The following is a 26364-nucleotide window of genomic DNA, read 5'->3' as shown; positions in this document are numbered from 1 at the left end:
CATACAATATCTAAATCTAAAAGATAAATATTTAAATTATCTACATAAAGTGCTTTATATCGCTAGCCGTTCCACCTCGGTGAATAATATTCCGCATCTGTGCCATGATTGGCGCTGTTTGACGAAAAAATAATTGATAAGAAGGACATAAATAATTTTGCTTAAACTGTTCGCCTTTCAATGGAACAATTCGATGTTTTGGGCAACCACCATAGCAAAGATGTCGTACCTCACATTTTTGGCATTTTTTAGTCAAGGTTTCTCGTTTTGCTTGTCCAAAATTAATCTGTTTCTTGCTATTCACAATTTGAGCCAATGACTGATGATTGACATTACCTATTTTATACGCAGGATAGACAAAGTGATCACAAGAATACACATCGCCATTGGCTTCTAATACCATAGATTGCCCACAAGTTTCTCTATGTACGCAGCTACTTGAAGGATAACCTAGCCATTGCCCTAATAAATTATCAAATGTAATCACAAAAATATGACCAATATCTTGTTTTACCCACTCATTAAATATATCTAATAAAAATTGTCCGTACCCTTCTGGTGGTACAGAAAATGGTGTCATTTTATAATTCTTACTTGGATTATAGTCTGAACGTTGTACTGCATAATTCGCCACTTCAACAATAGGAATAAATTGCATAAATGTTGAACCTAACTCTTTTAACGCAAGGTAGGTCTCTTTTCCTTTATTCCAATTTTGATCGTTTACAACCGTTAACGTATTAAAGTCAACCTGATATTTTTTTAATAATTCAATTGCGTGTTTAACACGTTCAAACGTTGGCTGCCCATTAATAGAAATGCGATATTTATTATGAATAGCGGCTAATCCATCAATAGAAATACCTAATAAGAAGTTATTTGCTTTAAAAAATTCTGCCCATTGCTGGTTTAATGCAATTCCATTTGTTTGAAAACTATTATTAATCTGTTTTCCATTTGCATATTTTTTTTGAAATTCAATGGCTTTTCTAAAGAAATCAATACCTAAAAGTGTTGGCTCACCGCCTTGCCAAGCAAAATCGACACGACTACCAGAAAATGAATTAATATAGTTTTTAATGTAGTTTTCTAATGTAGATTCTGTCATTAATCGTACATTATGTGTTAACACTTGCTCTTTTTGTAAATAAAAGCAATATTCACATTTAATATTGCAATGGAAGCTACTTGGCTTTGCCATCAAATTAAAATAGGTTTGATTGACTTCAGACATAAAAACACCAATAACGAATAGAGGCTAAAGAAAGAACTAAATAAATTGTAACAATAACATATATATAGCAATAACAAATAATGTCAATCCTAAGAGTTTTTTAGATAATGTTGGTTTAAGTTTTCCTCTAATTTTCATCGAAAAAAAACTCATAAAAAAAGAACTTAATACAACAATCGTTACAATACTAAAATTCACATAGCCAATCTGCCACGAATTGGGAATAACAATATCTGGCGACTTCGATAAATAACTATAAAAATTCCCTATTCCCCCAATAACCATCATATAGTTAGTATAAACAGCAATTTGCCGCATACTCACACTGGGTAGTTGTGCAATTAACGGGGACATAATTGAACCACCACCAATACCTGTTATACCAGCAATCCCGCCACCAAAGAAACAAGCGAAAATACCTTTGACTGTATCATTTTCATTCTGATGATCATTGTTTCTAATTCTTTGTACTTTTATGTCAATAAACGTTTTAATTGCCAATGATGTCAACGTTAGCACAAACACTAGCACAATAATAAAATCTGACACAGCAAAGCTGAGAGAAAAACCGATTTGTACGCCCAAAATCATACCTAATGACCAAAAAATCATTTTTCTAATATCAATCCGAATTTTTTGTTTAATAAAATAGATAAGATTAATGACGGCTGTTCCCATAACAATGGTCAATGAAGTTGCTGCAATCATCTGTAAAGGGATCTCTGGGAACAACGTATGTAATACTGGGACCATCAGTACGCCACCACCAATTCCAAATAACGCAGACATCAGATTCGCCAGCAGACCACAAATAATTAAGGTGATAATAATTGATATTGTCATATGCTATTTCTATCGTAATATTTTTTTATATTATGAATTAACTCTATATCAAGTCTTTATGATCATTGTCATAGTCATTAAAATACTCTCTACTTATACTGCCACTTGATAGCTATTTAATTCATAGAATAGGCACTATGATAAAATATATAAACTGGATACAAGTTTATTTTGATAATCACGACAAATAGAATGAATAACTTATGATAACAAACGCCAACATACTACTCCCTCAGCAATTAAAAAGCTGTCAATACACGCATTTACATACACTGCCAAAAGGAACGCCCTTATATGAACAAGGTGATGCTTCACATGAATTTTATTTTGTCGAGAAAGGGTTAGTCGGTCTATACCATATGTTAGAAAATGGCAAAGAAAGTTTAGTTCGTATTTATAAACAAGGAGATTATTTCGGTTTCAGGACGTTATTTGGTAATGGACAATATCACTGCACCGCCAGAATTTTACAAAAATCAGAAATAATCAGAATTACCCCGCAAAACATCGATCGTTTCTTTGCAGAAAATGCAAGTGCAGTTCAAATGTTGTTTCAAATTCTTGCAAATGAATTAAAAGATGCAGAAAACAGATTAGCGAAAAGTGCTTATCTAAAAAGCTTAGATCGCATTATTGATAGCATCTGTTTTCTCAATGAAAACTTTCCAGAATACAACTGGACAAACCGAGAAATAGCAGAATATACCGGTTGTGAAACAGAAACGGCTATTCGAATTACAAAAGAACTTCGTAGGAAAAACTTAATTTAATCTCATAGCAAGAATAATGCCTGATATAACAGGCATTATTCTGATTAACTTAACTCTCTGCCACAACTCTTGCAAAAAAGATCTCATTTTCAAAATAAATATGCTGTTTTAGATCTGCAATAAACGTTGCGATTCCTTTATATAATGCCTGCCACGAACCACACGCACCTTCTGGTAAAACTAAATTACGTGTTACGACGAGCAATGTTTTAAGATCTTCTTCTGCTTCATCATGTTCAGACAACATCACTTGAATTGGCATTCTCGCCATTGCATATTGCCCAGCCTGAATCATTTGAAACAGGATTTGTTCCTCTTTACGCATATGTATTTCAAGATCTTGATAAATCTTTTGTAAAATTGCTGCGGCACCAGCTGGGCAAGCACTGCTATCTTTATGCACACTTTCTACTTTTTGCGCTAATTCAATAAGGGCTGGTAATTGCTGGCGATGGCGAGTGTGATAGCCTGATTCAACAAAATTAATAATATCTTGATAAGTAGCAGTCTTCCAATGCGCAATTTCCTGAGCAGAAAAAGGGGTATCCTGTTCAACGATTCCAATCATAAATTTCTCCTTAGTACACTAAAAATATCCGACTAAAATACTAAGGTATTCATAAACTAAAAACAATTACCCATAAAGGTATATTTAATTACACCTTTATAACAAATGTTTTACACACTTTATTTGTTAGCAATATCTCTGGGGTGGGGAAATAATAAAACTAATTGTCGCCGTTTTATAGTGTATCCGTAGGTAAATACCTGCGTTTAGTGGCTATTATGGTATGGAAAGAATTTCAATTTGCAGTGGATATTTACCTCTCCGTTAAACAAAAAATAAACCTCATCAAATGATGAGGTTTTAGCTTTCTTATGTCCTATTCGTCATCTTCTGGAATATCAAGTTGTTCTGGCGATAAGATAATTCCCGTTAAATCGGCATACACAAAATCTTCTGGCAAGAAAGAAACTCCTGCAAAATTCACTGGCACATCAACCTCTCCAACGGTTTGGTCATCAGCCGACACAGGAATTGGTGCAAGTGCTTGAATACCAATATCAATATTTTCTAATTGATCAATTTGACGTACTGCACCATACACAATAATGCCTTCCCAACCATTATCTGCTGCTAATTGTGCCAACTCTGCATCAATTAACGCGCGACGAACTGCGCCGCCACCATCAATCAATAATACTCGCCCATGTCCATCTTCATCTAAGACTTCAGCAATTAAACCATTGCTTTCAAAGCATTTAATTGTGGTAATTTTACCTGAAAACGCCGAAACGCCACCGAAGCTTGAAAAAATTGGGTCAACCACATCGACTTGATCCAAGTAAATATCGCAAAGTTCTGATGTGTCAATTCTCATTGTATTTTCCTTTTCTTTCATTGTGAGCTAAGTTACGCAAAACAAAGCCCTAAACTAAAAATAATGTTAAATAATAGTGCTAATTTAGCCATTTGTGCAAGCATTGGGCGTAATTCTAATGCTTGTTTATGACGTAACACAAAAATAGCGTGTTTAACAAGTAATGGTAATATCACCACAAACAAGAAACTATACCAATGTTTAAAATGATTAACTGCAAATACTAATGCACAAATTGCTGCTAAAGCTAATAATACAACATGGTAATAACAACCATATTTCGCTCCAATACGCACAATTAACGTATTTTTACCCGCTTTCTTATCTTGCTCAACATCACGCAAATTATTGATATTCAACACAGCAACCGCTAAGAAACCAGACATCATTGCAGGCAAAAACATACTGCTACTCACTTGATGAGCTTGTAAATAATAGGTTCCCCCCACCCCAAGCAGCCCAAAAAAGATAAAAACAGAAAGATCACCTAATCCCATATACCCATATGGTTTCTTCCCTACGGTATAAGTAATAGAAGCAATAATCGCTAGTACACCAAGTAATGCAAAGGCAATAACATCATTCCATGTCTGACAAGCCACAAAAATTAATGCTAATCCAGACACCATACTTGCTGCCGTTACCAAAATTAATCCAATTCGTAATTGGGCAAAACTGATCACGCCTTGCTGAATGCCTCTTAATGGGCCGATACGCTCTTCTGTATCCGAGCCTTTGATATGATCACCATAATCATTCGCAAAATTAGATACAATTTGTAGTAATGTTGCCGTAAGTAATGCCAATAAAGCAACCATTCCATTAAAATGTTGATGATGATAGGCTAATGCAGAACCTGTAACAATAGAGGCTATCGCTAAAGGCAACGTTTTAGGTCTTGCGGTTTCAAACCACATTTTACATTTGCTCGATTTCATTCATTTCTCTAAACTTATTAATCTTGTTGCGCCTCTGCACGCAAAAGGAAAGTGTTCCATAAAACAAGTTGGTCATTTTACCCTAATTGATTGGATTGTATAGTGAATTCCGAACAAATCCCAAACGCAAGAAAGTAAGTCAATTCAGGTTAGAATGAGATTTACGATAACTACTTATTTATTGGCATAAGAGGTCAGATATGTCGCTTGAATTACAACCTGTCGCTATTATTCATACGCCCTATACAGAAAAATTTTCTGTACCACGGCAACCTGAATTAGTTAAACATGGTACGGGTATTTTAGAACTGATTCCGCCTTACAATGTGCCTGAATGTGTGAGAGGATTAGAACAATTTTCACATTTATGGCTCATCTTTCAATTTGATCGTATTCCGACAGGCAAATGGTCGCCAACCGTACGTCCACCTCGTTTAGGCGGTAATCAACGTATTGGTGTGTTTGCTTCTCGTGCGACACATCGTCCCAATCCACTGGGGCTTTCCAAAGTACGTTTAGATCATATTGAAATTAACAAAGATAAAGTCTTATTACATTTAGGCAGTGTTGATCTCGTGAATGGCACCCCTATTTTTGATATCAAACCCTACCTTACCTATGCAGATAGCGAACCTTTTGCTCAGTCTGGTTTTGCCCAAACTAAACCAGAGGGATTACTAGATGTCAATTTCACGCCTAAAGCTCAGCAACAACTTAGTGTATTCATTGAGCATTACCCTACACTGCCAGCATTAATTACGGAAGTATTACAACAAGATCCTCGTCCTGCTTATCAAAGAACACAAGTAACAGACAGAATTTATGGAATGACATTGTGGGATATTAATATTCAATGGCGAATGTATTCAGCACAGATCATTGAAGTTGTTTCTTTGGCTAACACTACAAAGTAAAACGGTCTTGAATAATCAAGACCACTAGTTTGTTGACACAAGCCATCTTAATTAATTTTTAGTTTATTTTTTCACTAAAATTGTATCTTTAGGTTTCGCCCTAAAGGGCGACTTCATTTTATTCGCAAGTTCGCTCGGCTCACTTGCTCACCCTTCGGGTCGCTGCAAGCAGCGCTCAAAAAGCTATTGCTTTTTGTCATTGCTCGCAACAAATAAAGGAAAAGAAAAGGCGCCCTAGTGCCTTGCTATTTCCTCATTCCGTCAAGATTTTTCAGGCGGCAAAAAACTGATATTTTTCTACGAAAAATTAGACGTTTTTTGCCTAAAAATCTTTCCTACATTCAGGCAAGGCACAAGGGAACCCTTTGAGTATTTTATAAAGATCTTACTTAAATCTAGGTTTGTTAGTAGTAAAACGGTCTTGAATAATCAAGACCGTTTCTCTGCATTTATTTCTGGCTACATACTACAATAAAATGTAGTTTATTTTGCGGATCATTAAAGAACTTAAACATCTTTTGGAAAGTCGCTCGGTTTTCTGATTTCAAGGCATTACGCACAATTTTTAGTGTTCCTAACACCCCCTCATCGTGAATCATACCTTTTGGCGATAATAATGTCATTTCACCCGAATAGGTATCAACATTACTAAAACCTGCATCATTAAATAATGATTTCCAAGCTTCTTTGGTCAAAGGTGTTACACTAACATTAATCACATTACGCAATGTTGCCAAAATTTCATCAACATTTTGTTCTAATAACATCACATCATGTGTTAATAAAAAGCCACCTGGTTTCAAAACGCGAAAATATTCGGCAACTGCTTTTTGCTTTGCTTCTAACGGCAACATCGTCAACATTGCTTCATTAATCACCACATCAAACGAATTATCTGCAAAAGGCAATTTCATCGCATTTGCTCGTTGTACATGAATTAAATGATCTAATTTTGCTTCTGTAATTTGTTTCTGTGCTTTCGCTAATGCTTGTTCATCTAAATCGACACCCTCTATCTGGCAACCAAATTGATTTGCCAATGCAATAGCAGTAGTTCCCATATTACAAGCAACTTCAAGTACTTTTTTGTCTTGATTTAAATCAGCATTTGCAATTAACCAATCAGTCCCTTGCTTACCACCAGGGCGGAGGCGTGTTTTACCTAAGCGAGCTAAAAAATTATGGCCTATTTCATCTTTTTTCATCAATATTTCCTTACTGTTAGATAAACACAATCCTCTTTTATCTTGTACCGTAAACAACTATCGTTTTACCATGCGCAGAGATCAAACCTTGATCTTCTAACATTTTCAAAATACGTCCAACCGTTTCACGAGAACAACCAACAATTTGTCCTATCTCTTGCCGAGTAATTTTAATTTGCATTCCTTCTGGGTGGGTCATTGCTTCTGGCATTTTAGCAAGGTGTAATAATGTCTGTGCAATTCTGCCCGTTACATCTAAAAAGGCAAGATTACTCACTTGTTTAGAGGTATTTTGCAAGCGGCGTGCTAACTGAGCGGTTAAATACATCAATATTTCTGGGTTGACTTGGATTAATTGGCGAAACTTCTTATAAGAAATTTCCGCAACTTCACAGGTACTTTTCGCTTTTACCCATGCAGTACGAACTTTCACCTCATCAAATAACCCCAGTTCCCCAAAAAACTCCCCTTGACTTAAATAGGAAAGGATCATCTCTTTGCCTTCATCATCTTTTACCAAAACCGCAACCGATCCTTTGATTAAATAATAGAGTGTTTCTGCTTTTTCACCTGCATTGATCAGGGTACTTTTTGAGGGATATTTGTGAATGTGGCAATGAGATAAAAACCATTCTAACGTTGGATCATTTGCATGAGTAATTCCTGTATCATCATGTTGCATTTCAATTTCTTCTTTCATATCCATACCACCAACACTATTGAAATTAAATAAAACTTTAAAACTCTGTTTTTATAGCATATTTTTCTCAGCTTGTCTTAAAAATACCTGTTTTTCTTTAAGGTCTAGTGATTGATGTAGCTCAGACCACACAATCACAACTTGACCAGATTTAATCTGTTTGAGTAATCGCCCTTCTTTTTCAGATAGACTCAACTCTCGTACCCCATAATCCGTACCTTCACGTAAAATAAAACTTTGTACGATATTACGCAACGCCGTTTCGCTTAGCTGTTCCCAAGGAATAATCATTTTTACTTAATCAAAAAGCGGTTCAATTAATTGCCACTGTACTGCAAAATTTTGGCTTGGAGAATGGCGAAAATTAGAACGGACATAACGCATAAACTGCCCTTCACATAACAATACTAAATGCCCTGCGATAACTCGTTCATCAACGTTAAATCCTCGTCCTTCTCGTAACTTACGCATCTGCAATACATTGACTAATTGCAATTCCAAACGATCAAAAAAAGCAGCAACTCTTAGTTGCAGCGACTTATCTTCAAACATCAAGGCATGCCCAGTTAAAATACGAGTTAATCCTGGATTTTTCTGAGCAAAAGTTAATACCATCTGCAAAATATCGTGTACACGCATTTTGGTATCCGTCTGCATCTTCATTGACTGCGTAATACGTTGCAACAATACAGTTTCAATTTGCTCAATCAATGCCTCAAAAATTTTTGTTTTATTCGGAAAATAACGATATAGTGCGGCTTCAGATACACCGACAGCTTCTGCTAATTTTGCCGTTGTAATTCGCTCCATACCTTGTTCTGAATGGAGCAAATGGGCAACAATCGTTAATACTTGTTGTCGCCTTGCTGCTAAAGAACGTTTTTCAACTGTCTTTTTCGGTTTATTTTCCTGTATGACCAAATCCACCATTGCCTCGTTCTGTTTGTTCAAAATCAGTTACAATATTAAATTCGGCTTGCACTACTGGCACAAAAACAAGCTGTGCAATACGATCTCCTACTTCAATCGTAAAAGGTTGCTCACTACGATTCCATGCTGAAATCATTAAAGGACCTTGGTAATCTGAGTCAATTAATCCGACCAAATTGCCTAATACAATACCGTGCTTATGCCCTAATCCAGAACGAGGCAAAATCACTGCTGCTAAATTTGGATCCGCAATATAAATAGCGAGTCCAGTTGGAATTAAGCGAGTTTCCCCTGGTTGTAAAATAATTTTTTCATCTATTAAAGCACGCAAATCAAGACCCGCCGATCCTTCAGTTGCATAACTTGGTAACGGAAACTCGTTGCCAATACGTGCATCAAGAATTTTGACATCAATTTTTTTCATCATTATGGTTTGTTTTTTGATAGAGATTAATAATAAGGTTGACTAATTGTTCTGCGAGGTGCTGTTTATCCGTTAACGGTAAACTAACGTTACCATCTGCCCAAAAGAGCTGTAACGCATTATGATCACTACTAAAGCCTTGCCCCGCAATCGATACATCATTCGCACAAATTAAATCTAAACGTTTACGAACTAACTTATCTTTAGCATAGTTTTCAACATCTTGTGTTTCTGCAGCAAACCCAACAGTAAATGGACGTTGTGCAGTAAGATGACCAACGTCGGCAATAATATCAGGATTTTTCACTAATTTTAATGTTATTTCATCACCACTCTTCTTAATTTTTTGAGGGGCAATATCTGCAACCCGATAATCTGCGACCGCTGCACAACCAATAAAAATCTGATGTGTTACTGCTGCACTCATTGATTGTTCCCACATCTGTTGTGCGGTTGTTACCTTAATGACATTCACATCTTGAGGTGGAGTTAAATTTACTGGTCCACTAATCAACGTTACTATCGCCCCTTGTTTTGCAAACGCCTCTGCTATCGCATATCCCATTTTGCCAGAACTATAATTAGAAATATAACGAACAGGATCAATCGCTTCTTGTGTTGGACCTGCGGTAATCGCCACCTTTAATCCTAATAATGGTTTTGCTGTAACAAAACTTGCAGATAATGCAGCAAAAATCTCAGCTGGTTCTGACATTCTACCAGCACCAACATCACCACACGCTTGTTCACCACTATTCGGACCAATAATATTAATGCCTCGTTGGCGTAAACTAGCTAAATGTTGCTGCACCACTGATTGTGCATACATTTGTTGATTCATTGCAGGTGCAATAAAAATCGGCGCTTTAGTCGCTAAACATAATGTCGTTAAGAGATCACTCGCCAAGCCTAAATTTAAACGTGCTAAAAAGTCGGCTGTCGCAGGAGCAATGATGAGCGCATCAGCCCACTTAGCTAACTCAATATGTCCCATTGCTAACTCAGCTTGTGGATCAAAAAGTGATTGCGATACCGCATTACCTGAAATCGCTTGTAGTGTAAGAGGGGAAACAAAATGCGCAGCGGCTTCAGTTAAAACGACTCTGACTTCTGCATCTTGCTTGCGTAACAAACGAATCAATTCAATCGTTTTATAAGCCGCAATTCCACCAGTAATACCGACAAGAATACGTTTCTGTTGGAGATAATTATCCACGCGTTGATAACCTCTAGAAAAATCAACAAAAGATAAGCCATTCTACTGGATATTTCCTAACCTGCCAATTTACTGCGGGGGTTATTCAAACAAAATATGATTTTTTTCAACTTTACGATCCTCTTCACAAAAAAAAGTTTATCTCTACCTCACACAATTTAGCTTCACCTACATTTATTTTTTATCCATTTTTATAAGGATCTATGATGTCTAAATTAATGCCTCGTGAAAAATTATTACAACAAGGTGCAACAAGTTTAAGCGATCAAGAACTACTCGCTATTTTTCTACGTACTGGATTTAAAAATTGTTCTGTCATGGCATTAGCCGAACAAGCATTAACACATTTTGGATCTTTACGTGAATTACTCAGTGCATCAGAAATAGAATTTTGCCAAGTCAAAGGGTTGGGCATTACTCAATATATTCAACTACAAGCCTGTATTGAAATGACAAAACGTTATTTATCAGAAGAATTAAAGCAACAACCTGTGTTTAATAATATCGAATTTGCGAAACTGTATATGCAAAGTGAACTAAGTATGCAGCAACGAGAGATATTTGTGGTTCTCTTTTTAGATAATCAACATCACCTTATCCAAAAAGAAGTATTATTTCAGGGAACTATTAATAGTACGCAAATTCACCCACGAGAAATTATTAAATCGGCATTACAACATAATGCTGCTGCGCTAATTCTGTCTCATAATCACCCTTCAGGCATTGTTACACCCAGCACACAAGACATTGAAATAACGAAAGAAATTAAAAATATATGCCAATTAATTGATGTTAAGGTATTAGATCATTTAATTGTTGGTAAGAATAAAGTTTTTTCATTTTGTGAAGAGGGTTTAATGGGGTAGGGAGTATTTTTATTTTCTCTACTTTTTATTCGCAAGTTCGCTCAGCTCACTTGTTCACCCTTTGGGTCGCTGCAAGCAGTACTCAAAAAGCGATCGCTTTTTATCGTTGCTTGCCCAAAGAAAATAAAGGAAAAGAAAAGGTTCCCTTGTGCCTTACCCGAATGCAGGAAAGATTTTTAGGCAAAAAACGTCTAATTTTTCTGAGCTTTGCGAAGAAAAATATCAGTTTTTTGCCGCCCGAAAAATATTGACGAAATGAGGAAATAGCAAGGCACTAGGGCGTGCTTTTTTTGCTTCGTTTTTTTGCACAAGCAAAAAAATGAAGTCGCTCTTTAGGGCGAAACCTAAATCTCAATCCACACAAAAAACAGATTAAAAAACTGTATTAATAAACTAAACCCACCAAACGGTGGGTTTATAACATCTTATTATGCTAACAACTGATTAATACGTTTAATAAACGCTGCTGGATTTTCTAACGTACCTCGTTCAGCAAGTAATGCTTGATCAAACAAGAGTTCTACCCATTCTGCAAATTGTTGCTCATCTGCAATATCAGCGACTTTCTTAATTAAACGATGTTCAGGGTTGAGTTCAAATGTGTATTTTACTTCTGGCATTTTTTGTCCTGCTGCAGCAAACAATTTTGCCATTTGTGTTGTCATCTGATCATTATCCGTTGAAACAATCGCAGGTGTTTCACTTAAACGGTGGGTTAAACGTACATCTTTCACACGTTCCCCTAATAATGTTTTCACACGTTCAATAAAAGAGGCAAATTCCTGTGCTTCTTCTTTTTGCTTATCCTCTTCCTCTTTATCAGCTAAATCACCTAAATCAAGATCTGATTTCGTAATCGTTTGTAACGCTTTACCGTCAAACTCTGTCAAATAGCTCAACATCCATTCATCAATACGATCAGAAAGTAATAAAACTTCGATACCTTTCTTGTTAAAGATCTCTAAATGTGGGCTATTTTTCGCTGCCATATAGCTATCTGCCGTAATATAGTAGATGGCTTTTTGCCCCTCTTTCATTCTGGCAACATAATCTAGCAAGGAAACCGTTTGTTCACTACTATCGTTATGCGTTGAGGCAAAGCGCAATAATTTAGCAATCTCCTCTTTATTCGCAGGATCTTCTGCTGGACCTTCTTTCAAGACTAAGCCAAATTCTTGCCAGAATTGTTGATATTTAGTTTGATCTTCATCTTTGGCTAATTTTTCTAGCATACCTAACGCACGTTTTGTTAACGCTTTACGCAATGCGGCAGTAACTTTGTTATCTTGCAAAATTTCACGTGAAACATTTAACGGCAAATCATTGGAATCAATTAATCCTTTGATAAAGCGTAAATAATTCGGCATAAACTGTTCAGCATCGTCCATAATAAACACACGCTGCACATAAAGTTTTAAACCGTGTTTTTGTTCACGATTGAAAAGATCCCAAGGCGCTTTCGCTGGTAAATAAAGTAAGCTGGTATATTCTTGATTTCCCTCTACTTTATTATGCGCCCATAACATTGGATCGGCAAAATCGTGGCTTAAATGCTTATAAAATTCTTTATATTCTTCATCACTAATGTCTGATTTTGAGCGTGTCCAAAGTGCTTGCGCTTTATTAATTTTTTCCCATTTAACGCCAGTTTCCTTCCCTTCTTCATCATACTCTTTCGTTAAAATTTCAACTGGCAAGCCGATATGGTCTGAATATTTACCGATAATTTCACGCAAACGCCATTCATTGAGGAATTCTTTTTCATCTTCACGTAAATGGAGGGTGATTTCTGTACCACGATCTTGCTTCTCAATATCTGCAACACTAAATTCACCTTCTCCAGCAGATTCCCATAACACACCTTGATCAGCGCTAACACCCGCAGCACGCGTTTTTACGTTAACTTTATCCGCCACAATAAACGCAGAATAGAAACCGACACCAAATTGTCCAATAAGTTGGCTATCTTTTGCTTGTTCTGCTCCTAATGAAGAAAGGAATTCTTTCGTACCTGATTTCGCAATCGTACCGAGATGCTCAATCGCTTGTTCACGGGTCATTCCAATCCCATTATCACTAATGGTTAATGTCCCTTTATCCGCATCAAAACTAATACGAACTTTTAAATCACCATTCCCCTCATATAACTCTGGGGCAGATAATGCTTTAAAGCGCAATTTATCAGCCGCATCTGACGCATTAGAGATCAACTCTCTTAAGAAAATTTCTTTGTTTGAATAAAGTGAATGGATCATTAATTGCAGAAGCTGTTTCACTTCTGATTGAAAGCCTCTCGTTTCTTGATTCTTACTCATATATTTTCCCTTTTGATTATCAAACTACATCGTGGCAATTATCGCCAAATATCGGTTGGGTAAAATAGGTGTAAAAAAAGAAATTTCAAGATTTTAGGCAAGAAAAAAGTGCAAACCGCTAAGTTTGCACTTTATATACAGACGTTTAAAAAATATTAGAATGAATATTTAAGACCTACTTTTAAACCATATTGGTTTAATTTCACCCCTTCAAAATTACCTAAACGGTTATATTCTAACGCAGCATCAAGATCTAAATTTGGCGCTAAACCGTAATTTGCACCAACCATTGCACCGTAGCCTAATTTAGTTGCAGATTCTGTAACATGATAATTTACATTATTCTTAACATATGTATCTGTGATTTTTACACTATTAATTGATACACGTGCACCGACATAAGGTTTCACTACACTATTAACATCAATATCATAAATAGCAGAAAGCCCTACCCCTTGCGCTTTAAGTTTTGCTTGACCTTTTACGTCATCATCTTGATAGCTGCTGCTCGCTTTACCATAATGCGTATAATCTAGCGCAGCACGCCAATCTCCCATTTTGTAACCAACGGCAACACTCGGTTGTAAATTACTTTTATTAAAATCACTATAATCAAGACCTGTTGTTTTAAGCTTTGAATAGCCTAAATTACCTTGTACATATACTTCTGCACTTGCTACTGAAGCGACAGCTAATGCACCTAACGCAATAACAAAAAGCTTTTTCATATTTTTCTCCTATAAGTGATTAAAAAAATCCGCAAAAATATAGCACGATTATTCTAAATTAACAGTACTATCCTGACTTTCCACAAAAAATAATTTTGTCTTACACTTCTTACAAAAATACTCTATTCCCTCTCGCATAATATTGTTATGTCGGCGTATGGTTAAATGGTGAATTTGACAAGCACAACGATAAGGAAATGTTTTTCCTTGCACCCGCTGTACCGCAAACTGATGTTTTGTTTCCGCAGGAACGCCAAACACCTGAGTCATCACCATTTGCCATTCTCGCCCATGAGGTTTCACTCGTCCAAATTGCTGATAAACCAACAAATGCGCCAATTCATGAGGTACCACTTGATCGATAAATACCTGCTGATTTTCCAATAACAATATCGGGTTTAAACGGATCTGCCATAGTTGCAAATAGGCAACGCCTGCTTTGACGCCACGTAACTTATAGCTAATTGTAGGGCGTGGGAATTGGCAGTGAAAATGCTGTTCTGCTAATTGCAAGCATTGCGATAATTTTCGGTTAACTTGTAGGTGTAAATGGCGTAGCTGTGGTTCCGTCATAGTATGTTAGTGTGATGAAATTATAGCGGGGATCATAACTGATATAAGTTTATTGAAAAAGTTATATAAAGGATTATCTTTTTAGAGGGTTTAGATTTAGGTTTCGCCCTAAAGAGCGACCCACTTTTTTGTGGGCAATCTTACTGACGCTAATGAGCCGTTGCAAGCAACATTCAAAAAGCTATTGCTTTTTGTTTTGCTCGTGTAAAAAAATTAGCGGAACAGAAAAGGTTCCCTTGTGCCTTGCCCGAATGCAGGAAAGATTTTTAGGCAAAAAACGTCTAATTTTTCTGAGCTATGCGAAGAAAAATATCAGTTTTTTGCCGCCCGAAAAATCTTGACGAAATGAGGAAATAGCAAGGCACTAGGGCACCCTTTCTTTTCCCCCATTTTCTTTGGGTGAGCAAAGAAAATGGGGTCGCCCTTTAGGGCGAAACCTAAACCTTAAACCTAAACTTAAATCTAAACCTAAACCAAATAAAAATGTCGGATTTCTCCGACATTTTTATCCATTCATTAACGATAATAAATATTATATTTCAGTTTCCCTGTTACCGAGCCAGCAGTTGGTGCATTATTCGTTTTAACGTAATAAACCTTATAGTTTTTCGTGTAGGTTTGTCCCGCTCTAACACTAGCAAAAGTGGTAATATTGCTCCCCGTTGGCGTAAAAAACTGGGTGGTTGGTAATTGCCCATAAGTAATCGGCGTGGCAGGAGAAGCTTGGTCATAAATTTTTAGCCCAACATTTTGTGCGGCACCCGTTACACTTTGATCGGTGGAGAGAATTTGCCCTGTATTACTTGGCGAACCACCATCGCTATAACCAATATAAGCCGTTTTCACGGTCGCATTATTTGGGCAACGTAGTTGAATTGGGAAATCTGCGCCATGTACTTGTCCATTGCTGATTAAATTAGATAAGTAAATATCTTCTAATCTTACGGTTCTATCTGCGTCTAAAGCTAATGAACAGGTTTCATCGATCTTGACGTCATTAGCAGTTCCTAAATTTACAGCTCCCCAAAGACCATACTCAGCAGCCGAACCTGTAAAATGACAATAAATATGAAGTTCACCATCTATTGGATTTGCTCCTGCTCTTATAATGTTATCTTGATATGATCCTGTTCCCTTAGGCGTGAATGTTAATTTTAGGGTCAGGTAACTATCACCATTAGCCCAAACCAATGGTCTGCCTGAATTATTTCCTTGTATTTCGGTAAAACTAGGAGATCTTGGGCTTGAAGCCTCGAATTTTAGTGTATAGTAAGAAGCATAATTTGGATTAATTCCTTTATATCTAAGTGCATATGGGAAATCTCCAGAATAATTACAAGCTCGTTCTGGATATTTAACTTTACCTATAAAAACAATTTCTCCATTTTCTTGTCTTTGCCCTACTAGTTTTTCTACTTCCATAAATTGTTGGGCAGCCAACGTCTGTTGGCTTACCACAAAACCGAGTATCCCTATTGCAATTATTCTTTTTACTTTTTTCATCTTATTCCCTTTATTTCACTTGACACTGCACAGGCATAATTATCGGTTGCCCATTGTCTTTATCACTTGAGATTTGATAATCAAATTGGCACTGTTTATCACCCCAGTTAAGACGTAATGTACCTTTATTAGCTACCCCACGGGTATAAATACGCCCACCTTGCGAGACAATCCCCACAGACTGATTCTCTTGATCAAACACTTCTGTGCCCAATGGCGGATAGCTGTCAAGATTTTGCAATTCAAAGAACACCACGCTACCTACTTTTGTCGAAAACTCGACTAAAATTGCATTATTCGCGCGTGGAATAACTTGCTGCTCCGTAGAAGAAAGCTCAACACGATCAGGAATTTTGCTAGTATCAATACCAATATAGTTAATCGCATATGGCTCAATATATGGCACAATGCCATTACCAAAATAATCGAGTTCATTACCAACCGAACCTTTGATTCTTGCGCCTCTCGCCCCTTTGGCGTGAATAATCGCAAAGTTGTCGCTTAAATCATTTGCTAGCGTAACACCTTTTTGGTGCGCCACCACTGCGCCCGACATATTAAACGACATTTGTTGGTTTTGTTGATTATCTTGGCTCCACGATGCGCCAATGCGCGCTAACGAACCGTAATAACTATTACTTAACGAGAAGTTGCTATAATCTTTTTGTTTAGTAACGCTAACGTTATAGTTATAACGATATTCTTCACCTAATGAACCTGACAACGAGGTGTTACTGGTATAACCGTACGATTTGCTATGGGTTACACTCTGTGATAGGTAAACAGGATTTTTCGTGCCTAATGGCAGGGATAAATTCAGATAAAACTGGTTATCTTTATTGCCATTACTATCCCGAGTCTGTGTAAAAGAAAGGCTATAATTTAGTCGTTTATACTGATTCCCGTACCCAATTTGATACTCATTTTGGCGGAGATTTGTTTGCCAATAGGTACGTGTTGTGCCGATTACATACGCTGCGCCCCAACCATTTTTAAACGGCTGGCTAATCGACACTTGGAATTGGTGTTTTGGACGATAATTAAATACCCCAAAATCGATAAATACCTCATCAATATCTTCACTATCATTTGCTCTTAATACGTCTTGCAAACTATAAAAATCTTTTGATGAATAACGATAAGCGGCAAAGGTTACATTAGTATTAGTAGGTTCGATATGGGTGTTATAGCTGGCATAGAGACTATAACCTTTCTTTTTCACCCCAGAATTAACAAATTGTGCATTCGAGAAAATCGCATTAGTCGCAAAGGCACCGATTGGGGTATTAAAAGAAAGCCCCACTAACTCTGCGTGATACTGTTTAGCTAAATTTGCCCCGAGGTTGAGGGTGATATTATTCGTTAATCCATATTGCCAAATGGCTTGTGCCACATTATTTTTCGACAATTTATTATCATATTTAAACCGCCCAACAGAGAGTTGATAACGGCTATACCCCGGACGCACCAGTTCGGCGACTGCCGTATAAGGCACCACAAAACTGCGACGCTCACCATTGGCTTCTAAAATTTCTACCTGAATATCCCCTGCGTACCCTGCTGGATAAAGGTCGTTTATCTCAAACGCCCCTGGTGGCACATTCACTTCTCGCAAGATATTACCGTTTTGACGAATAATCACATGAGCGTTGGTATTTGCCACCCCTCGAATAATTGGCGCATAACCACGTAATGAGGTTGCCAACATACGATCGTCCGAAGTTAATTGCGCCCCACGCAGTGGCAAACTGTCTAATAACCCACCACGTGTATAAAAATCACCGATTGTCAGCTGCGCACGTAAAAACGGCACATCACGTTGCGCATAGGTTGCAATCCGCTGATAATCTTGCCGTTTTTGGTTATGCCAGCTTTGTGAACCTCGATGATGGATTGACCAACCAAATAAATTCACACCCGCATCAATACTGATATTACTTTGTTGATCTTGCTCGCCGTCATAACGATAACGATAGTGTGAAGCATCATAACGAACAAAGGCGACGGGTACCCCTTGTTGCCATTGCGCTGGTGAGATATAACCTAGCGGACGTTGTTCCACAAAGGCTTGTGGAATATCAATATCCAGTTGTAACGTTGAAATATCAAAATTCATCTTCGCTTCGGGGACTAACTGCAACGGCTGGCAATTCTCATGCGACAATTTTTCCATATCCACCAATGCCTCAGATTTTAAGTCTAACAAGGTTACCAAGCTATCCTGCTGGCAGAGCGACGCTTGCTTTTGTTCTGGAAAATCGACAAAGCGCAAATTAGTACGCCCTCGCAACTGATTATTAATATACACATCAGCGACATAATTCCCTGCTGGAATTGGGTTGCCGTAACTAAAACGGCTAATATCAATAGACTCTTTCACATTACCACTGAGAAATTCAGCATCAAATTCCGCAAAATCATCTGCTTGGCTTGCGGCAGAAAAGGTTAACGCCACCACAATACTCAGTAATGTTCTTTTTATTAAGCTATTTGGCAGCGAAATGATGTCGCGATGAGGGCTGTTCATATGTTTCCTTAATCAGTATCTCTAACTATTGCGTTTGGCTCATACCTTTTTGGGTGCCGCCATAATCATTAATAATCGACCAATTAACGACAGCTTTCCCTTTAATCGCTTTTGACAGCGGGTAACTCACTTGTGAGAATGGCGCAACCATATCAAATTCTTTAGCGCTGGCTTTGTTGCCACCTTGTTGTACCTCTAACGTGGCGTAGGTGATGTAATAAGGGGTAGGGTTATTCACCACAATGACACTTTTCCCTTTTTCACTACTTAAATGAAATTTAACTTTTGTATAAGCTTCGTCCAGCTCCATCGGTAACGAAGTCGGGCGGAAAAATAATTTAATGCGACTACGAAACGCAATTTGTAAATAATTTGGGTGTTCGGCTTGTTGTTGCGCCGTTGGTTTTGGCGGAATATCTAATAAATTAAAATAAAATACACTTTCACGATCATTTGGTAATGGCTCGCCAGTATAGGTGAGGCGTAATGTCTGCCCTTTATTCGGCTCAATCCGTGAAATCGGTGGCGTAATCACAAACGGGGTTTTGACTTGTTCAGGAGGAACATTTGGATCGCCATTATCAATCCATGCTTGAATTAACGCAGGTAATGGATCCTGATTGGTTAATTGTACACTTACTGTTTGTTGATCTGCGGGATAAATAATGCGTGTCCCAATGATAATCACATTTGCCGACGCCTGAGCAATAAAATAGGGAGTGAAAAGTAAGATAAGGTAAACAAACTTTTGGATAAAACGGAACATCATAATACCTTGCAACGAGTGAAGCGAAAAATAACTTATCGAACGGCAATGCGTTCGATAAGTATGTAAATATCAATTATTTATAAGAAAGAATGTAATCTACATAACCACGTACGCCGCCCGCAGTAACGCTTGCTGCAGTTGCATAGTAGCGAACTGCATAACGTAATTTATTTGTTGGTAGAGCAACATATTGTCCAGCTTGACCAGTTGTATTATGCCCGTCTCCAGTAATAACAAGTGGAGTTGTTCCATCTAGATCAAGTAGTTGTAAATCAACGCCTGTTGCTGCCGCTGGTGCAATGGTATCATTTAATGTTGATGCAGGATTAGGCATTGCATCATTCCAAGCAGTATCTTGCATAGCTGGCTCTGTCGCAGTCGCAGTAGTATTTTGTTTATAGACATTTTTAATACGTCCTTGAGCATTAACTTTTTCATTAACAGTGAAATAAGCTTTAATGAATTTTGGTCCACTGCCTGTAAGCGTACAGCCTTCTAAATCAATCGTGAACGGAACCATGCCAGCAGTACTTCCTGCCTGAGAAAATGCTTTTGTAGATACTGTTGGTAAGGTTACACGTTTATTTCCTTCGTTATCTTTGATACGGCAAGTTGTTTCTACAATACGCCCTTCAAAAATAATAGTCCCACCTTGTTTGGAACCAGTAGCACCTGTACCACTCTCTGCCATTGCAGATTGCGCTGCAAAACCCACCCCCGCAGAAATAAGCGTTGCTAAAATTAGTTTTTTCATTTTTGTAAAGTTTCCTTATTTAAGTTAAACGGAGCGCAAAGTATATAAAATCTCTATGGGGGGGGGGGGAAGTGATCTAGATCAAATTTCAACAATGTTAAAACCTATTAATAAAATAACAAAAAACAATCAATGTGCAATAAACAATCAAAAAGAAGTAATAAATGCGTGTTTTATGCAAAAAATCAGAAAAATTTAGCTTTGTTTACATATTAATGTAAATCAAAATTTACATTAATCTTACTTATTGACGTAAAAATAAATTGACCGTAATTTAAGTTGCGCAACAACGCAGTAACCCTCCGCGCAAATTTTTTAGCGACAACGCTTACCCACAAATAGCTGCTTTTTTAGCGTAAACGCCATGTTTTATATGCTGAATCTAGCTAAACCTTTTCCTCTTTTATATTCAACTTTTTGCATATAATTTTTTTATTTCACCCTTGAAAGTGATTAAGCGGTACCCATTTTATGCCTCGTGAATGACGAATGATCGTCGAGGAGGAGTTTATGAATATCGAAAAATTTACCACGAAGTTTCAACAAGCCTTAGCGGAAGCACAATCATTAGCGATCGGTAATGATCAACAATATATTGAACCGCTTCATCTGATGAGTGCGCTATTGCACCAAGAGGGTGGCTCCATCGCCCCACTGTTAACCGCGGCAAATGTTAATGTGGCGGCATTACGCCAAACCATTCAGCAAGAAATCGCCCGTTTAGCGAAAGTATCGGGTAATGGTGGTGATGTACAAGTTTCCCCTGCTTTAGTCAGAATGTTAAATCTCTGCGATAAATTTGCCCAACAGCGGAATGACAAATTTATTTCATCGGAATTGTTTGTACTTGCTGCATTGGAAAGTTCTGACAAACTGAGTGATCTTTTAAAGAAAAGTGGACTGACGAAACAAAATTTAACCGCGAGTATTGATAAAATGCGTGGTGGTGAAAACGTCAATGATGCGGGCGCAGAAGAAACTCGCCAAGCATTACAAAAATATACAATCGATTTAACCGCAAGAGCAGAAAGCGGCAAGTTAGACCCTGTGATTGGGCGTGATGATGAAATCCGCCGTACCATTCAAGTTTTACAACGTCGTACCAAAAATAACCCTGTATTAATCGGGGAACCAGGGGTCGGGAAAACCGCGATTGTCGAGGGGCTAGCGCAACGCATCGTCAACGGTGAAGTGCCTGAGGGCTTACGCCATAAACGCGTCCTCTCTTTAGATATGGGCGCATTAATTGCTGGCGCAAAATATCGTGGTGAATTTGAGGAACGCTTAAAAGCAGTACTCAATGAACTTGCGAAAGAAGAGGGGCGTATCATTCTCTTTATCGATGAAATTCATACGATGGTGGGCGCAGGAAAAACCGATGGCGCCATGGACGCAGGAAACCTATTAAAACCGTCTCTCGCGCGTGGTGAATTGCATTGCGTTGGTGCGACAACGTTAGATGAATATCGTCAATATATTGAGAAAGACGCTGCCTTAGAACGCCGTTTCCAAAAAGTATTGGTTGATGAACCAAGCGTGGAAGATACGATTGCCATTTTGCGTGGTTTAAAAGAACGTTATGAAATTCATCACCATGTACAAATTACTGACCCAGCGATTGTCGCCGCGGCAACCTTATCTCATCGTTATATTTCTGATCGTCAGTTACCCGATAAAGCGATTGATTTAATTGATGAAGCCGCATCAAGTATCCGTATGGAAATTGATTCAAAACCACAACCGTTGGATAAATTGGAACGCCGCATTATTCAATTAAAACTGGAACAACAAGCCTTGCAAAAAGAGGAAGATGAAGCGAGCCAAAAACGCTTAGCCATGTTGGAAAAAGAGTTAAGCGAAAAAGAGAAAGCCTATTCTGAATTAGAAGAAGTTTGGAAAAGCGAAAAAGCTGCCCTTTCTGGCGCACAGCATATCAAAGCGGAATTGGATAATGCTAAAACGCAAATGGAACAGGCGTATCGTGCAGGCGATATTGCCAAAATGTCAGAGTTAAAATACAGCACCATTCCAAATTTGGAAAAACAACTCGAACAAGCAGAATCTTCTGAGGGAAAAGAGATGACCTTGTTGCGTTATCGTGTTACCGACGAAGAGATCGCCGAAGTGCTTTCTCGTGCCACAGGTATCCCTGTTGCGCGTATGATGGAAGGGGAAAAAGAAAAATTATTGCGTATGGAAGAGGAATTGCACAAACGGGTGATTGGGCAAAATGAAGCAGTTGAAGCCGTGGCTAATGCGATCCGTCGTAGTCGTGCGGGGCTAGCTGATCCTAATCGCCCGATTGGTTCATTCTTATTCTTAGGACCAACTGGAGTAGGGAAAACAGAACTTTGTAAAACCTTAGCAAACTTTATGTTTGACAGCGAAGAGGCGATGGTGCGTATTGATATGTCTGAGTTTATGGAAAAACATTCCGTTTCTCGGTTAGTCGGTGCGCCTCCAGGCTATGTTGGCTATGAAGAGGGCGGCTATTTAACTGAAGCAGTTCGTCGTCGTCCATACTCGGTTATCTTATTAGATGAAGTGGAAAAAGCACATCGTGATGTTTTCAATATTTTATTGCAAGTTTTAGATGATGGGCGTTTAACCGATGGGCAAGGGCGCACGGTTGATTTCCGCAATACTGTGGTGATTATGACTTCAAATCTTGGTTCCGATTTAATTCAATCACACACTGAGGAACTTAGCTATGGAGAAATGAAAGAGTTAGTGATGTCAGTGGTTGGGCAACACTTCCGCCCTGAATTTATTAACCGTATTGATGAAACGGTGGTCTTCCACCCTCTCGGTAAAGAAAATATTCGTGCGATTGCGTCGATCCAGTTAGGTCGTTTAATCAACCGTATGCAAGCGCATGGTTACCACTTACATTTCAGTGATCAAGCATTGGATTACTTAGGTAATGTGGGTTACGACCCTGTGTATGGTGCAAGACCATTAAAACGCGCCATTCAAAACTTGGTAGAAAATCCATTAGCGCAACAAATCTTATCTGGTGCGTTATTACCAGAAAAAACGATTGAGATTAGTTTTGTTGATGGCAAGATGATTGCAGAACAATAACCTTTCATTCTAAAAGACAGCCGCAAGAAATTGCGGTTGTTTCATTTTGCAGGCAAAATCACATTAATTTGTTTTTTGCTAAAATAGTACCTTTAGGTTTCGCCCTAAAGGGCGACCCACTTTTTTTGCTCGTGCAAAGAAAAGTGGGCAAAAAAACACGCCCTAGTGCCTTGCTATTTCCTCATTCCGTCAAGATTTTTCGGGCAAGGCACAAGGGAACCTTTTCCTGTTCCGTTAATTTTTTTCACGAACAAAACAAAAAGCAATAGCTTTTTGAGCGCCGCTTGCAGCGACCCGAAGAGTGAGCATGTGAGCCGAGCGAACTTGTGAATAATAGTGGGTCGCCCTTTAGGGCGAAACCTAAATCTCAATGTGAGTGGAAAAATAAACTAAAGATTAATTGATATGTCTTTATCTTCAAACTAAAACAACCGCAATTTCTTGCGGTTGTCTTTTAGAATGAAAGATTATGGTTAGCCCATTCCTTGCGCAATATTCAAAAATAACGTAATAATCAGCGCATTACTAATATTACTAATAAACCCACCAATCAACGGAACCACAAAAAAGGCTAACTTTGAATAATGATAACGAGAACACACCGCGGTCATTGTTGCCATTGAGACAGGAACCGCCCCTAAACCAAAACCAGAATGCCCTGTTGCAATAATCGCAGAGTCATAATTCTTACCACATAAACGGAAAGTAATAAAGACACAAAACAGATAGCATAGAACGACTTGTAAGGTGAGGATAATAATCAGTGGTAACGCTAAATCCGCTAACTTCCATAATTGCATCGTAACAATCACGATAGAAACAAAAACCGCTAAAGAAATCTCGCCAATGATACCAATATTTTCATACAGTGCCTGATGATCGCGTTTTGTTGCATCTAATATCAGGCGAAGAATTAACCCGCCTAACATACTCATCACATGAATTGGAATATTTACTTGAGGAAAAATTGCTTTATTCAGTAAAAATAAGGTCTGCCCGATACCGCACGCCAGTAATAATAAAAATGCTGCTTGGCTAGAACGACGGTAACTAATCTTTGGTAATGCCTCTTTTTCTATTTCAGTTTGCGATAATTCTTCAACTAATTGCTCATTGAGCCGATGTTTTTTAATCAACCCTCTGCCGAGTGGTCCGCCAAGAATACAGCCTGCAATCAAACCAAACGTTGCCGCAGCAACCGCTACCTCAATCGCCCCACTTGCGCCCATTTGTTCTGCAATAGGTGCAAAAGCCGCCGCATTTCCATGTCCGCCCGTCAATGGAATTGAGCCTGACATTAAAGCAACTAATGGATTCATATCAAGAAGCACGCCCAAACCAAGAGAAAGCACATTCTGCAACATCGCTAATACCGCAGCCAAAATACTAAATATAATCACTAACTTGCCACCTTTCTTTAATAACGCAAAGCTAGCCGCAAACCCCATTGCCGCAAAGAAAACATTATAAAAAAAGGTATTTATGGTTTTGTAATCAAACTGAAAGGAAAATAAATCAAATGAATATAAACAAGTGGTAATAATCGCAAACAATGTCCCACCAATAACAGGAGCAGGAATACAATACTTCTTCCAAATTGGGAATTGATTGCGAATAAACTCCCCAACGTAAATAGCAATCACTGATAGCGCGAGTGTTTGAAACATTCCTACATTAATCGTAATCATAATAATAACCTTTATATCAATAACATCGGCAATTATCTTAATATTAATAAAATGTAAAACAACTGTTAATGTAAAAATTTGTGAACTTGAGCATATATTGACGAATTGAATGCACGATCTAAATTTTCTTTTAGCAAAACTTTTAAAATAAAAACAAAAATAAATTAAGGATAAGTTGTTTAATCCAAACTTAAAATGCTAACTCATTTATTATCTTCATCAATTAACTTATACTATTGAAAAATATAAAATTTCTTTTACTTACCACTCCACTACTCTACACATAAAATTTCAAAACAAACAAAATTTCTTTTACTTTAAAACTTTTTATTAAAAATGAGATCAAAATCACATATCAATCTTTCAAAATAAAATATTATTTATTCTAATGATTAATCATTTAGTCAGAAACAAAACTTAAAACTTTCATTTTGAGAGGTAAATATGGAATTTATTACACATGGTGCAGAATGGTTCATTGGACTATTTCAAAAAGGTGGGGAAACCTTTGTCAGTATGGTAACAGGTATTCTTCCACTATTAATTTCACTGTTAGTCGTTATGAATGCGCTGATCAAATTTATTGGTCAAGAAAGAATCGAGCGCCTTGCTCAACGTAGTGCGGGCAATCCAATTTCTCGTTATTTAATTCTTCCCGTTATTGGAACATTCGTTTTCTGTAATCCAATGACGCTGAGCTTAGGTAAATTCTTACCAGAACGTTACAAACCAAGCTATTATGCAGCTGCCTCTTATAGCTGTCATTCCATGAACGGCTTATTTCCACATATTAATCCAGGTGAACTGTTTGTCTATTTAGGCATTGCCAATGGTTTAACCACTCTTGGTGTCCCACTCGCCCCGCTTGCCGTAAGTTATTTACTCGTAGGAATGGTAACAAACTTTTTCCGTGGCTGGGTTACAGACTTTACCACAGCGTTATTTGAAAAACGTATGGGTATCAAACTTGAACGTGAAGTCCACTTATAAAAAGGAGAAAT

24 protein-coding genes are annotated in these 26364 nt (G+C 37.8%); 5 read left to right on the top strand and 19 right to left on the bottom strand.

Annotated elements, in window-relative coordinates:
• Positions 1–40: 40 nt before the first annotated feature.
• Both ACFFHK_RS04080 and ACFFHK_RS04075 read right to left on the bottom strand, forming a co-directional pair.
• Positions 41–1234 (bottom strand): anaerobic sulfatase maturase, encoded by a 1194-nt coding sequence (locus tag ACFFHK_RS04080; RefSeq protein ID WP_382369762.1) that lies wholly within the window; start codon positions 1232–1234, stop codon positions 41–43.
• Positions 1235–1270: 36 nt separating this feature from the next.
• A complete protein-coding gene (locus tag ACFFHK_RS04075) occupies positions 1271–2077 on the bottom strand; it encodes a sulfite exporter TauE/SafE family protein (RefSeq protein WP_382369759.1) in 807 nt (268 codons plus the stop codon).
• 203 nt (positions 2078–2280) lie between these two features.
• Between ACFFHK_RS04075 and ACFFHK_RS04070 the strand changes: the two genes are divergently transcribed.
• A complete protein-coding gene (locus tag ACFFHK_RS04070; protein WP_382369756.1) occupies positions 2281–2847 on the top strand; it encodes a Crp/Fnr family transcriptional regulator in 567 nt (188 codons plus the stop codon).
• A gap of 49 nt (positions 2848–2896) precedes the next feature.
• Here ACFFHK_RS04070 and ACFFHK_RS04065 read toward each other — a convergent pair whose 3' ends face one another.
• From ACFFHK_RS04065 to ACFFHK_RS04055, 3 genes are all read right to left on the bottom strand, one after another.
• Entirely contained in the window at positions 2897–3415 is a 519-nt protein-coding gene (locus tag ACFFHK_RS04065) for a hemerythrin domain-containing protein (protein WP_382369753.1), read from the bottom strand.
• Positions 3416–3731: 316 nt separating this feature from the next.
• Positions 3732–4229 (bottom strand): ribonuclease E activity regulator RraA, encoded by a 498-nt coding sequence (rraA, locus tag ACFFHK_RS04060; RefSeq protein WP_382369750.1) that lies wholly within the window; start codon positions 4227–4229, stop codon positions 3732–3734.
• A gap of 32 nt (positions 4230–4261) precedes the next feature.
• A complete protein-coding gene (locus ACFFHK_RS04055; protein ID WP_382369747.1) occupies positions 4262–5167 on the bottom strand; it encodes a 1,4-dihydroxy-2-naphthoate polyprenyltransferase in 906 nt (301 codons plus the stop codon).
• Positions 5168–5367: 200 nt separating this feature from the next.
• Here ACFFHK_RS04055 and tsaA point away from each other — a divergent pair, with 200 nt between their 5' ends.
• Positions 5368–6081: a tRNA (N6-threonylcarbamoyladenosine(37)-N6)-methyltransferase TrmO gene (gene tsaA, locus ACFFHK_RS04050; RefSeq protein ID WP_382369744.1), complete on the top strand. Its 714-nt coding sequence runs from the start codon at positions 5368–5370 to the stop codon at positions 6079–6081.
• Between the two features lie 449 nt (positions 6082–6530).
• On the opposite strand, the gene ACFFHK_RS04045 is transcribed toward tsaA, so the two are convergent.
• From ACFFHK_RS04045 to coaBC, 6 genes are read right to left on the bottom strand one after another with little or no spacing between them, the layout of a single operon-like run.
• On the bottom strand, positions 6531–7286 hold the full coding sequence (locus tag ACFFHK_RS04045) for a class I SAM-dependent methyltransferase (RefSeq protein WP_382369741.1): 756 nt from the start codon (positions 7284–7286) through the stop codon (positions 6531–6533).
• A 37-nt stretch (positions 7287–7323) separates the two neighbouring features.
• Complete coding sequence (crp, locus tag ACFFHK_RS04040; RefSeq protein ID WP_382369738.1) at positions 7324–7992, bottom strand: cAMP-activated global transcriptional regulator CRP; 669 nt, start codon at positions 7990–7992, stop codon at positions 7324–7326.
• A gap of 45 nt (positions 7993–8037) precedes the next feature.
• Positions 8038–8277, bottom strand: a complete 240-nt coding sequence (locus tag ACFFHK_RS04035; RefSeq protein WP_382369735.1) for a YheU family protein — start codon at positions 8275–8277, stop codon at positions 8038–8040.
• A gap of 6 nt (positions 8278–8283) precedes the next feature.
• Positions 8284–8916: a nucleoid occlusion factor SlmA gene (gene slmA, locus ACFFHK_RS04030; protein WP_382369732.1), complete on the bottom strand. Its 633-nt coding sequence runs from the start codon at positions 8914–8916 to the stop codon at positions 8284–8286.
• Positions 8888–9340, bottom strand: a complete 453-nt coding sequence (gene dut / locus ACFFHK_RS04025; protein WP_382369951.1) for a dUTP diphosphatase — start codon at positions 9338–9340, stop codon at positions 8888–8890. Before dut ends, slmA begins: the two co-directional genes overlap by 29 nt.
• Positions 9327–10556, bottom strand: a complete 1230-nt coding sequence (gene coaBC / locus ACFFHK_RS04020; RefSeq protein WP_382369729.1) for a bifunctional phosphopantothenoylcysteine decarboxylase/phosphopantothenate--cysteine ligase CoaBC — start codon at positions 10554–10556, stop codon at positions 9327–9329. The genes dut and coaBC overlap by 14 nt, the downstream gene beginning before the upstream one ends.
• Positions 10557–10759: 203 nt before the next feature.
• Between coaBC and radC the strand changes: the two genes are divergently transcribed.
• A complete protein-coding gene (gene radC, locus ACFFHK_RS04015) occupies positions 10760–11422 on the top strand; it encodes a RadC family protein (protein ID WP_382369726.1) in 663 nt (220 codons plus the stop codon).
• A 428-nt stretch (positions 11423–11850) separates the two neighbouring features.
• Here the strand turns inward: radC and htpG are convergent, their stop codons facing one another.
• The 7 genes from htpG to ACFFHK_RS03980 all read right to left on the bottom strand — a co-directional run bounded on the left by htpG (position 11851) and on the right by ACFFHK_RS03980 (position 20591).
• Complete coding sequence (gene htpG, locus ACFFHK_RS04010; protein WP_382369723.1) at positions 11851–13737, bottom strand: molecular chaperone HtpG; 1887 nt, start codon at positions 13735–13737, stop codon at positions 11851–11853.
• Positions 13738–13892: 155 nt separating this feature from the next.
• Positions 13893–14465 (bottom strand): opacity family porin, encoded by a 573-nt coding sequence (locus ACFFHK_RS04005; RefSeq protein WP_382369720.1) that lies wholly within the window; start codon positions 14463–14465, stop codon positions 13893–13895.
• A 48-nt stretch (positions 14466–14513) separates the two neighbouring features.
• Positions 14514–15038 (bottom strand): SprT family zinc-dependent metalloprotease, encoded by a 525-nt coding sequence (locus ACFFHK_RS04000; protein ID WP_382369717.1) that lies wholly within the window; start codon positions 15036–15038, stop codon positions 14514–14516.
• Between the two features lie 516 nt (positions 15039–15554).
• Positions 15555–16541, bottom strand: a complete 987-nt coding sequence (locus ACFFHK_RS03995) for a fimbrial protein (RefSeq protein WP_382369714.1) — start codon at positions 16539–16541, stop codon at positions 15555–15557.
• Positions 16542–16551: 10 nt separating this feature from the next.
• Positions 16552–19068 (bottom strand): fimbria/pilus outer membrane usher protein, encoded by a 2517-nt coding sequence (locus ACFFHK_RS03990; protein ID WP_382369711.1) that lies wholly within the window; start codon positions 19066–19068, stop codon positions 16552–16554.
• Positions 19069–19093: 25 nt separating this feature from the next.
• On the bottom strand, positions 19094–19837 hold the full coding sequence (locus ACFFHK_RS03985) for a fimbria/pilus periplasmic chaperone (RefSeq protein ID WP_382369708.1): 744 nt from the start codon (positions 19835–19837) through the stop codon (positions 19094–19096).
• A 73-nt stretch (positions 19838–19910) separates the two neighbouring features.
• Positions 19911–20591, bottom strand: coding sequence for a fimbrial protein (locus tag ACFFHK_RS03980; protein ID WP_382369705.1), 681 nt, complete (start codon positions 20589–20591; stop codon positions 19911–19913).
• A gap of 510 nt (positions 20592–21101) precedes the next feature.
• On the opposite strand from ACFFHK_RS03980, the gene clpB reads away from it, so the two are divergent.
• Positions 21102–23675, top strand: coding sequence for an ATP-dependent chaperone ClpB (clpB, locus tag ACFFHK_RS03975; RefSeq protein ID WP_382369702.1), 2574 nt, complete (start codon positions 21102–21104; stop codon positions 23673–23675).
• Positions 23676–24148: 473 nt separating this feature from the next.
• On the opposite strand, the gene ACFFHK_RS03970 is transcribed toward clpB, so the two are convergent.
• The gene (locus tag ACFFHK_RS03970) at positions 24149–25363 is read right to left on the bottom strand and encodes a sodium/glutamate symporter (protein ID WP_382369699.1); all 1215 of its coding nucleotides are present in this window, start codon (positions 25361–25363) and stop codon (positions 24149–24151) included.
• A gap of 444 nt (positions 25364–25807) precedes the next feature.
• Here ACFFHK_RS03970 and srlA point away from each other — a divergent pair, with 444 nt between their 5' ends.
• Positions 25808–26353 (top strand): PTS glucitol/sorbitol transporter subunit IIC, encoded by a 546-nt coding sequence (gene srlA, locus ACFFHK_RS03965; RefSeq protein ID WP_382369696.1) that lies wholly within the window; start codon positions 25808–25810, stop codon positions 26351–26353.
• Positions 26354–26364 lie beyond the last annotated feature (11 nt).

It is taken from the genome of Gallibacterium trehalosifermentans (genome assembly GCF_042433055.1).
Taxonomy (GTDB): Bacteria; Pseudomonadota; Gammaproteobacteria; order Enterobacterales; family Pasteurellaceae; genus Gallibacterium; species Gallibacterium trehalosifermentans.
Note: the sequence above shows the minus strand (reverse complement) of the source record. Positions and strands in the feature narration are given on the sequence as shown.

Bases quoted from the DNA above. Each gene is read 5' to 3' on its own strand.
- ACFFHK_RS04080 (WP_382369762.1), bottom strand. From the start codon at position 1,234: ATGTCTGAAGTCAATCAAACCTATTTTAATTTGATGGCAAAGCCAAGT.
- ACFFHK_RS04075 (WP_382369759.1), bottom strand. From the start codon at position 2,077: ATGACAATATCAATTATTATCACCTTAATTATTTGTGGTCTGCTGGCG.
- ACFFHK_RS04070 (WP_382369756.1), top strand. From the start codon at position 2,281: ATGATAACAAACGCCAACATACTACTCCCTCAGCAATTAAAAAGCTGT.
- ACFFHK_RS04065 (WP_382369753.1), bottom strand. From the start codon at position 3,415: ATGATTGGAATCGTTGAACAGGATACCCCTTTTTCTGCTCAGGAAATT.
- rraA (WP_382369750.1), bottom strand. From the start codon at position 4,229: ATGAGAATTGACACATCAGAACTTTGCGATATTTACTTGGATCAAGTC.
- ACFFHK_RS04055 (WP_382369747.1), bottom strand. From the start codon at position 5,167: ATGAAATCGAGCAAATGTAAAATGTGGTTTGAAACCGCAAGACCTAAA.
- tsaA (WP_382369744.1), top strand. From the start codon at position 5,368: ATGTCGCTTGAATTACAACCTGTCGCTATTATTCATACGCCCTATACA.
- ACFFHK_RS04045 (WP_382369741.1), bottom strand. From the start codon at position 7,286: ATGAAAAAAGATGAAATAGGCCATAATTTTTTAGCTCGCTTAGGTAAA.
- crp (WP_382369738.1), bottom strand. From the start codon at position 7,992: ATGGATATGAAAGAAGAAATTGAAATGCAACATGATGATACAGGAATT.
- ACFFHK_RS04035 (WP_382369735.1), bottom strand. From the start codon at position 8,277: ATGATTATTCCTTGGGAACAGCTAAGCGAAACGGCGTTGCGTAATATC.
- slmA (WP_382369732.1), bottom strand. From the start codon at position 8,916: ATGGTGGATTTGGTCATACAGGAAAATAAACCGAAAAAGACAGTTGAA.
- dut (WP_382369951.1), bottom strand. From the start codon at position 9,340: ATGAAAAAAATTGATGTCAAAATTCTTGATGCACGTATTGGCAACGAG.
- radC (WP_382369726.1), top strand. From the start codon at position 10,760: ATGATGTCTAAATTAATGCCTCGTGAAAAATTATTACAACAAGGTGCA.
- htpG (WP_382369723.1), bottom strand. From the start codon at position 13,737: ATGAGTAAGAATCAAGAAACGAGAGGCTTTCAATCAGAAGTGAAACAG.
- ACFFHK_RS04005 (WP_382369720.1), bottom strand. From the start codon at position 14,465: ATGAAAAAGCTTTTTGTTATTGCGTTAGGTGCATTAGCTGTCGCTTCA.
- ACFFHK_RS04000 (WP_382369717.1), bottom strand. From the start codon at position 15,038: ATGACGGAACCACAGCTACGCCATTTACACCTACAAGTTAACCGAAAA.
- ACFFHK_RS03995 (WP_382369714.1), bottom strand. From the start codon at position 16,541: ATGAAAAAAGTAAAAAGAATAATTGCAATAGGGATACTCGGTTTTGTG.
- ACFFHK_RS03990 (WP_382369711.1), bottom strand. From the start codon at position 19,068: ATGAACAGCCCTCATCGCGACATCATTTCGCTGCCAAATAGCTTAATA.
- ACFFHK_RS03985 (WP_382369708.1), bottom strand. From the start codon at position 19,837: ATGATGTTCCGTTTTATCCAAAAGTTTGTTTACCTTATCTTACTTTTC.
- ACFFHK_RS03980 (WP_382369705.1), bottom strand. From the start codon at position 20,591: ATGAAAAAACTAATTTTAGCAACGCTTATTTCTGCGGGGGTGGGTTTT.
- clpB (WP_382369702.1), top strand. From the start codon at position 21,102: ATGAATATCGAAAAATTTACCACGAAGTTTCAACAAGCCTTAGCGGAA.
- ACFFHK_RS03970 (WP_382369699.1), bottom strand. From the start codon at position 25,363: ATGATTACGATTAATGTAGGAATGTTTCAAACACTCGCGCTATCAGTG.
- srlA (WP_382369696.1), top strand. From the start codon at position 25,808: ATGGAATTTATTACACATGGTGCAGAATGGTTCATTGGACTATTTCAA.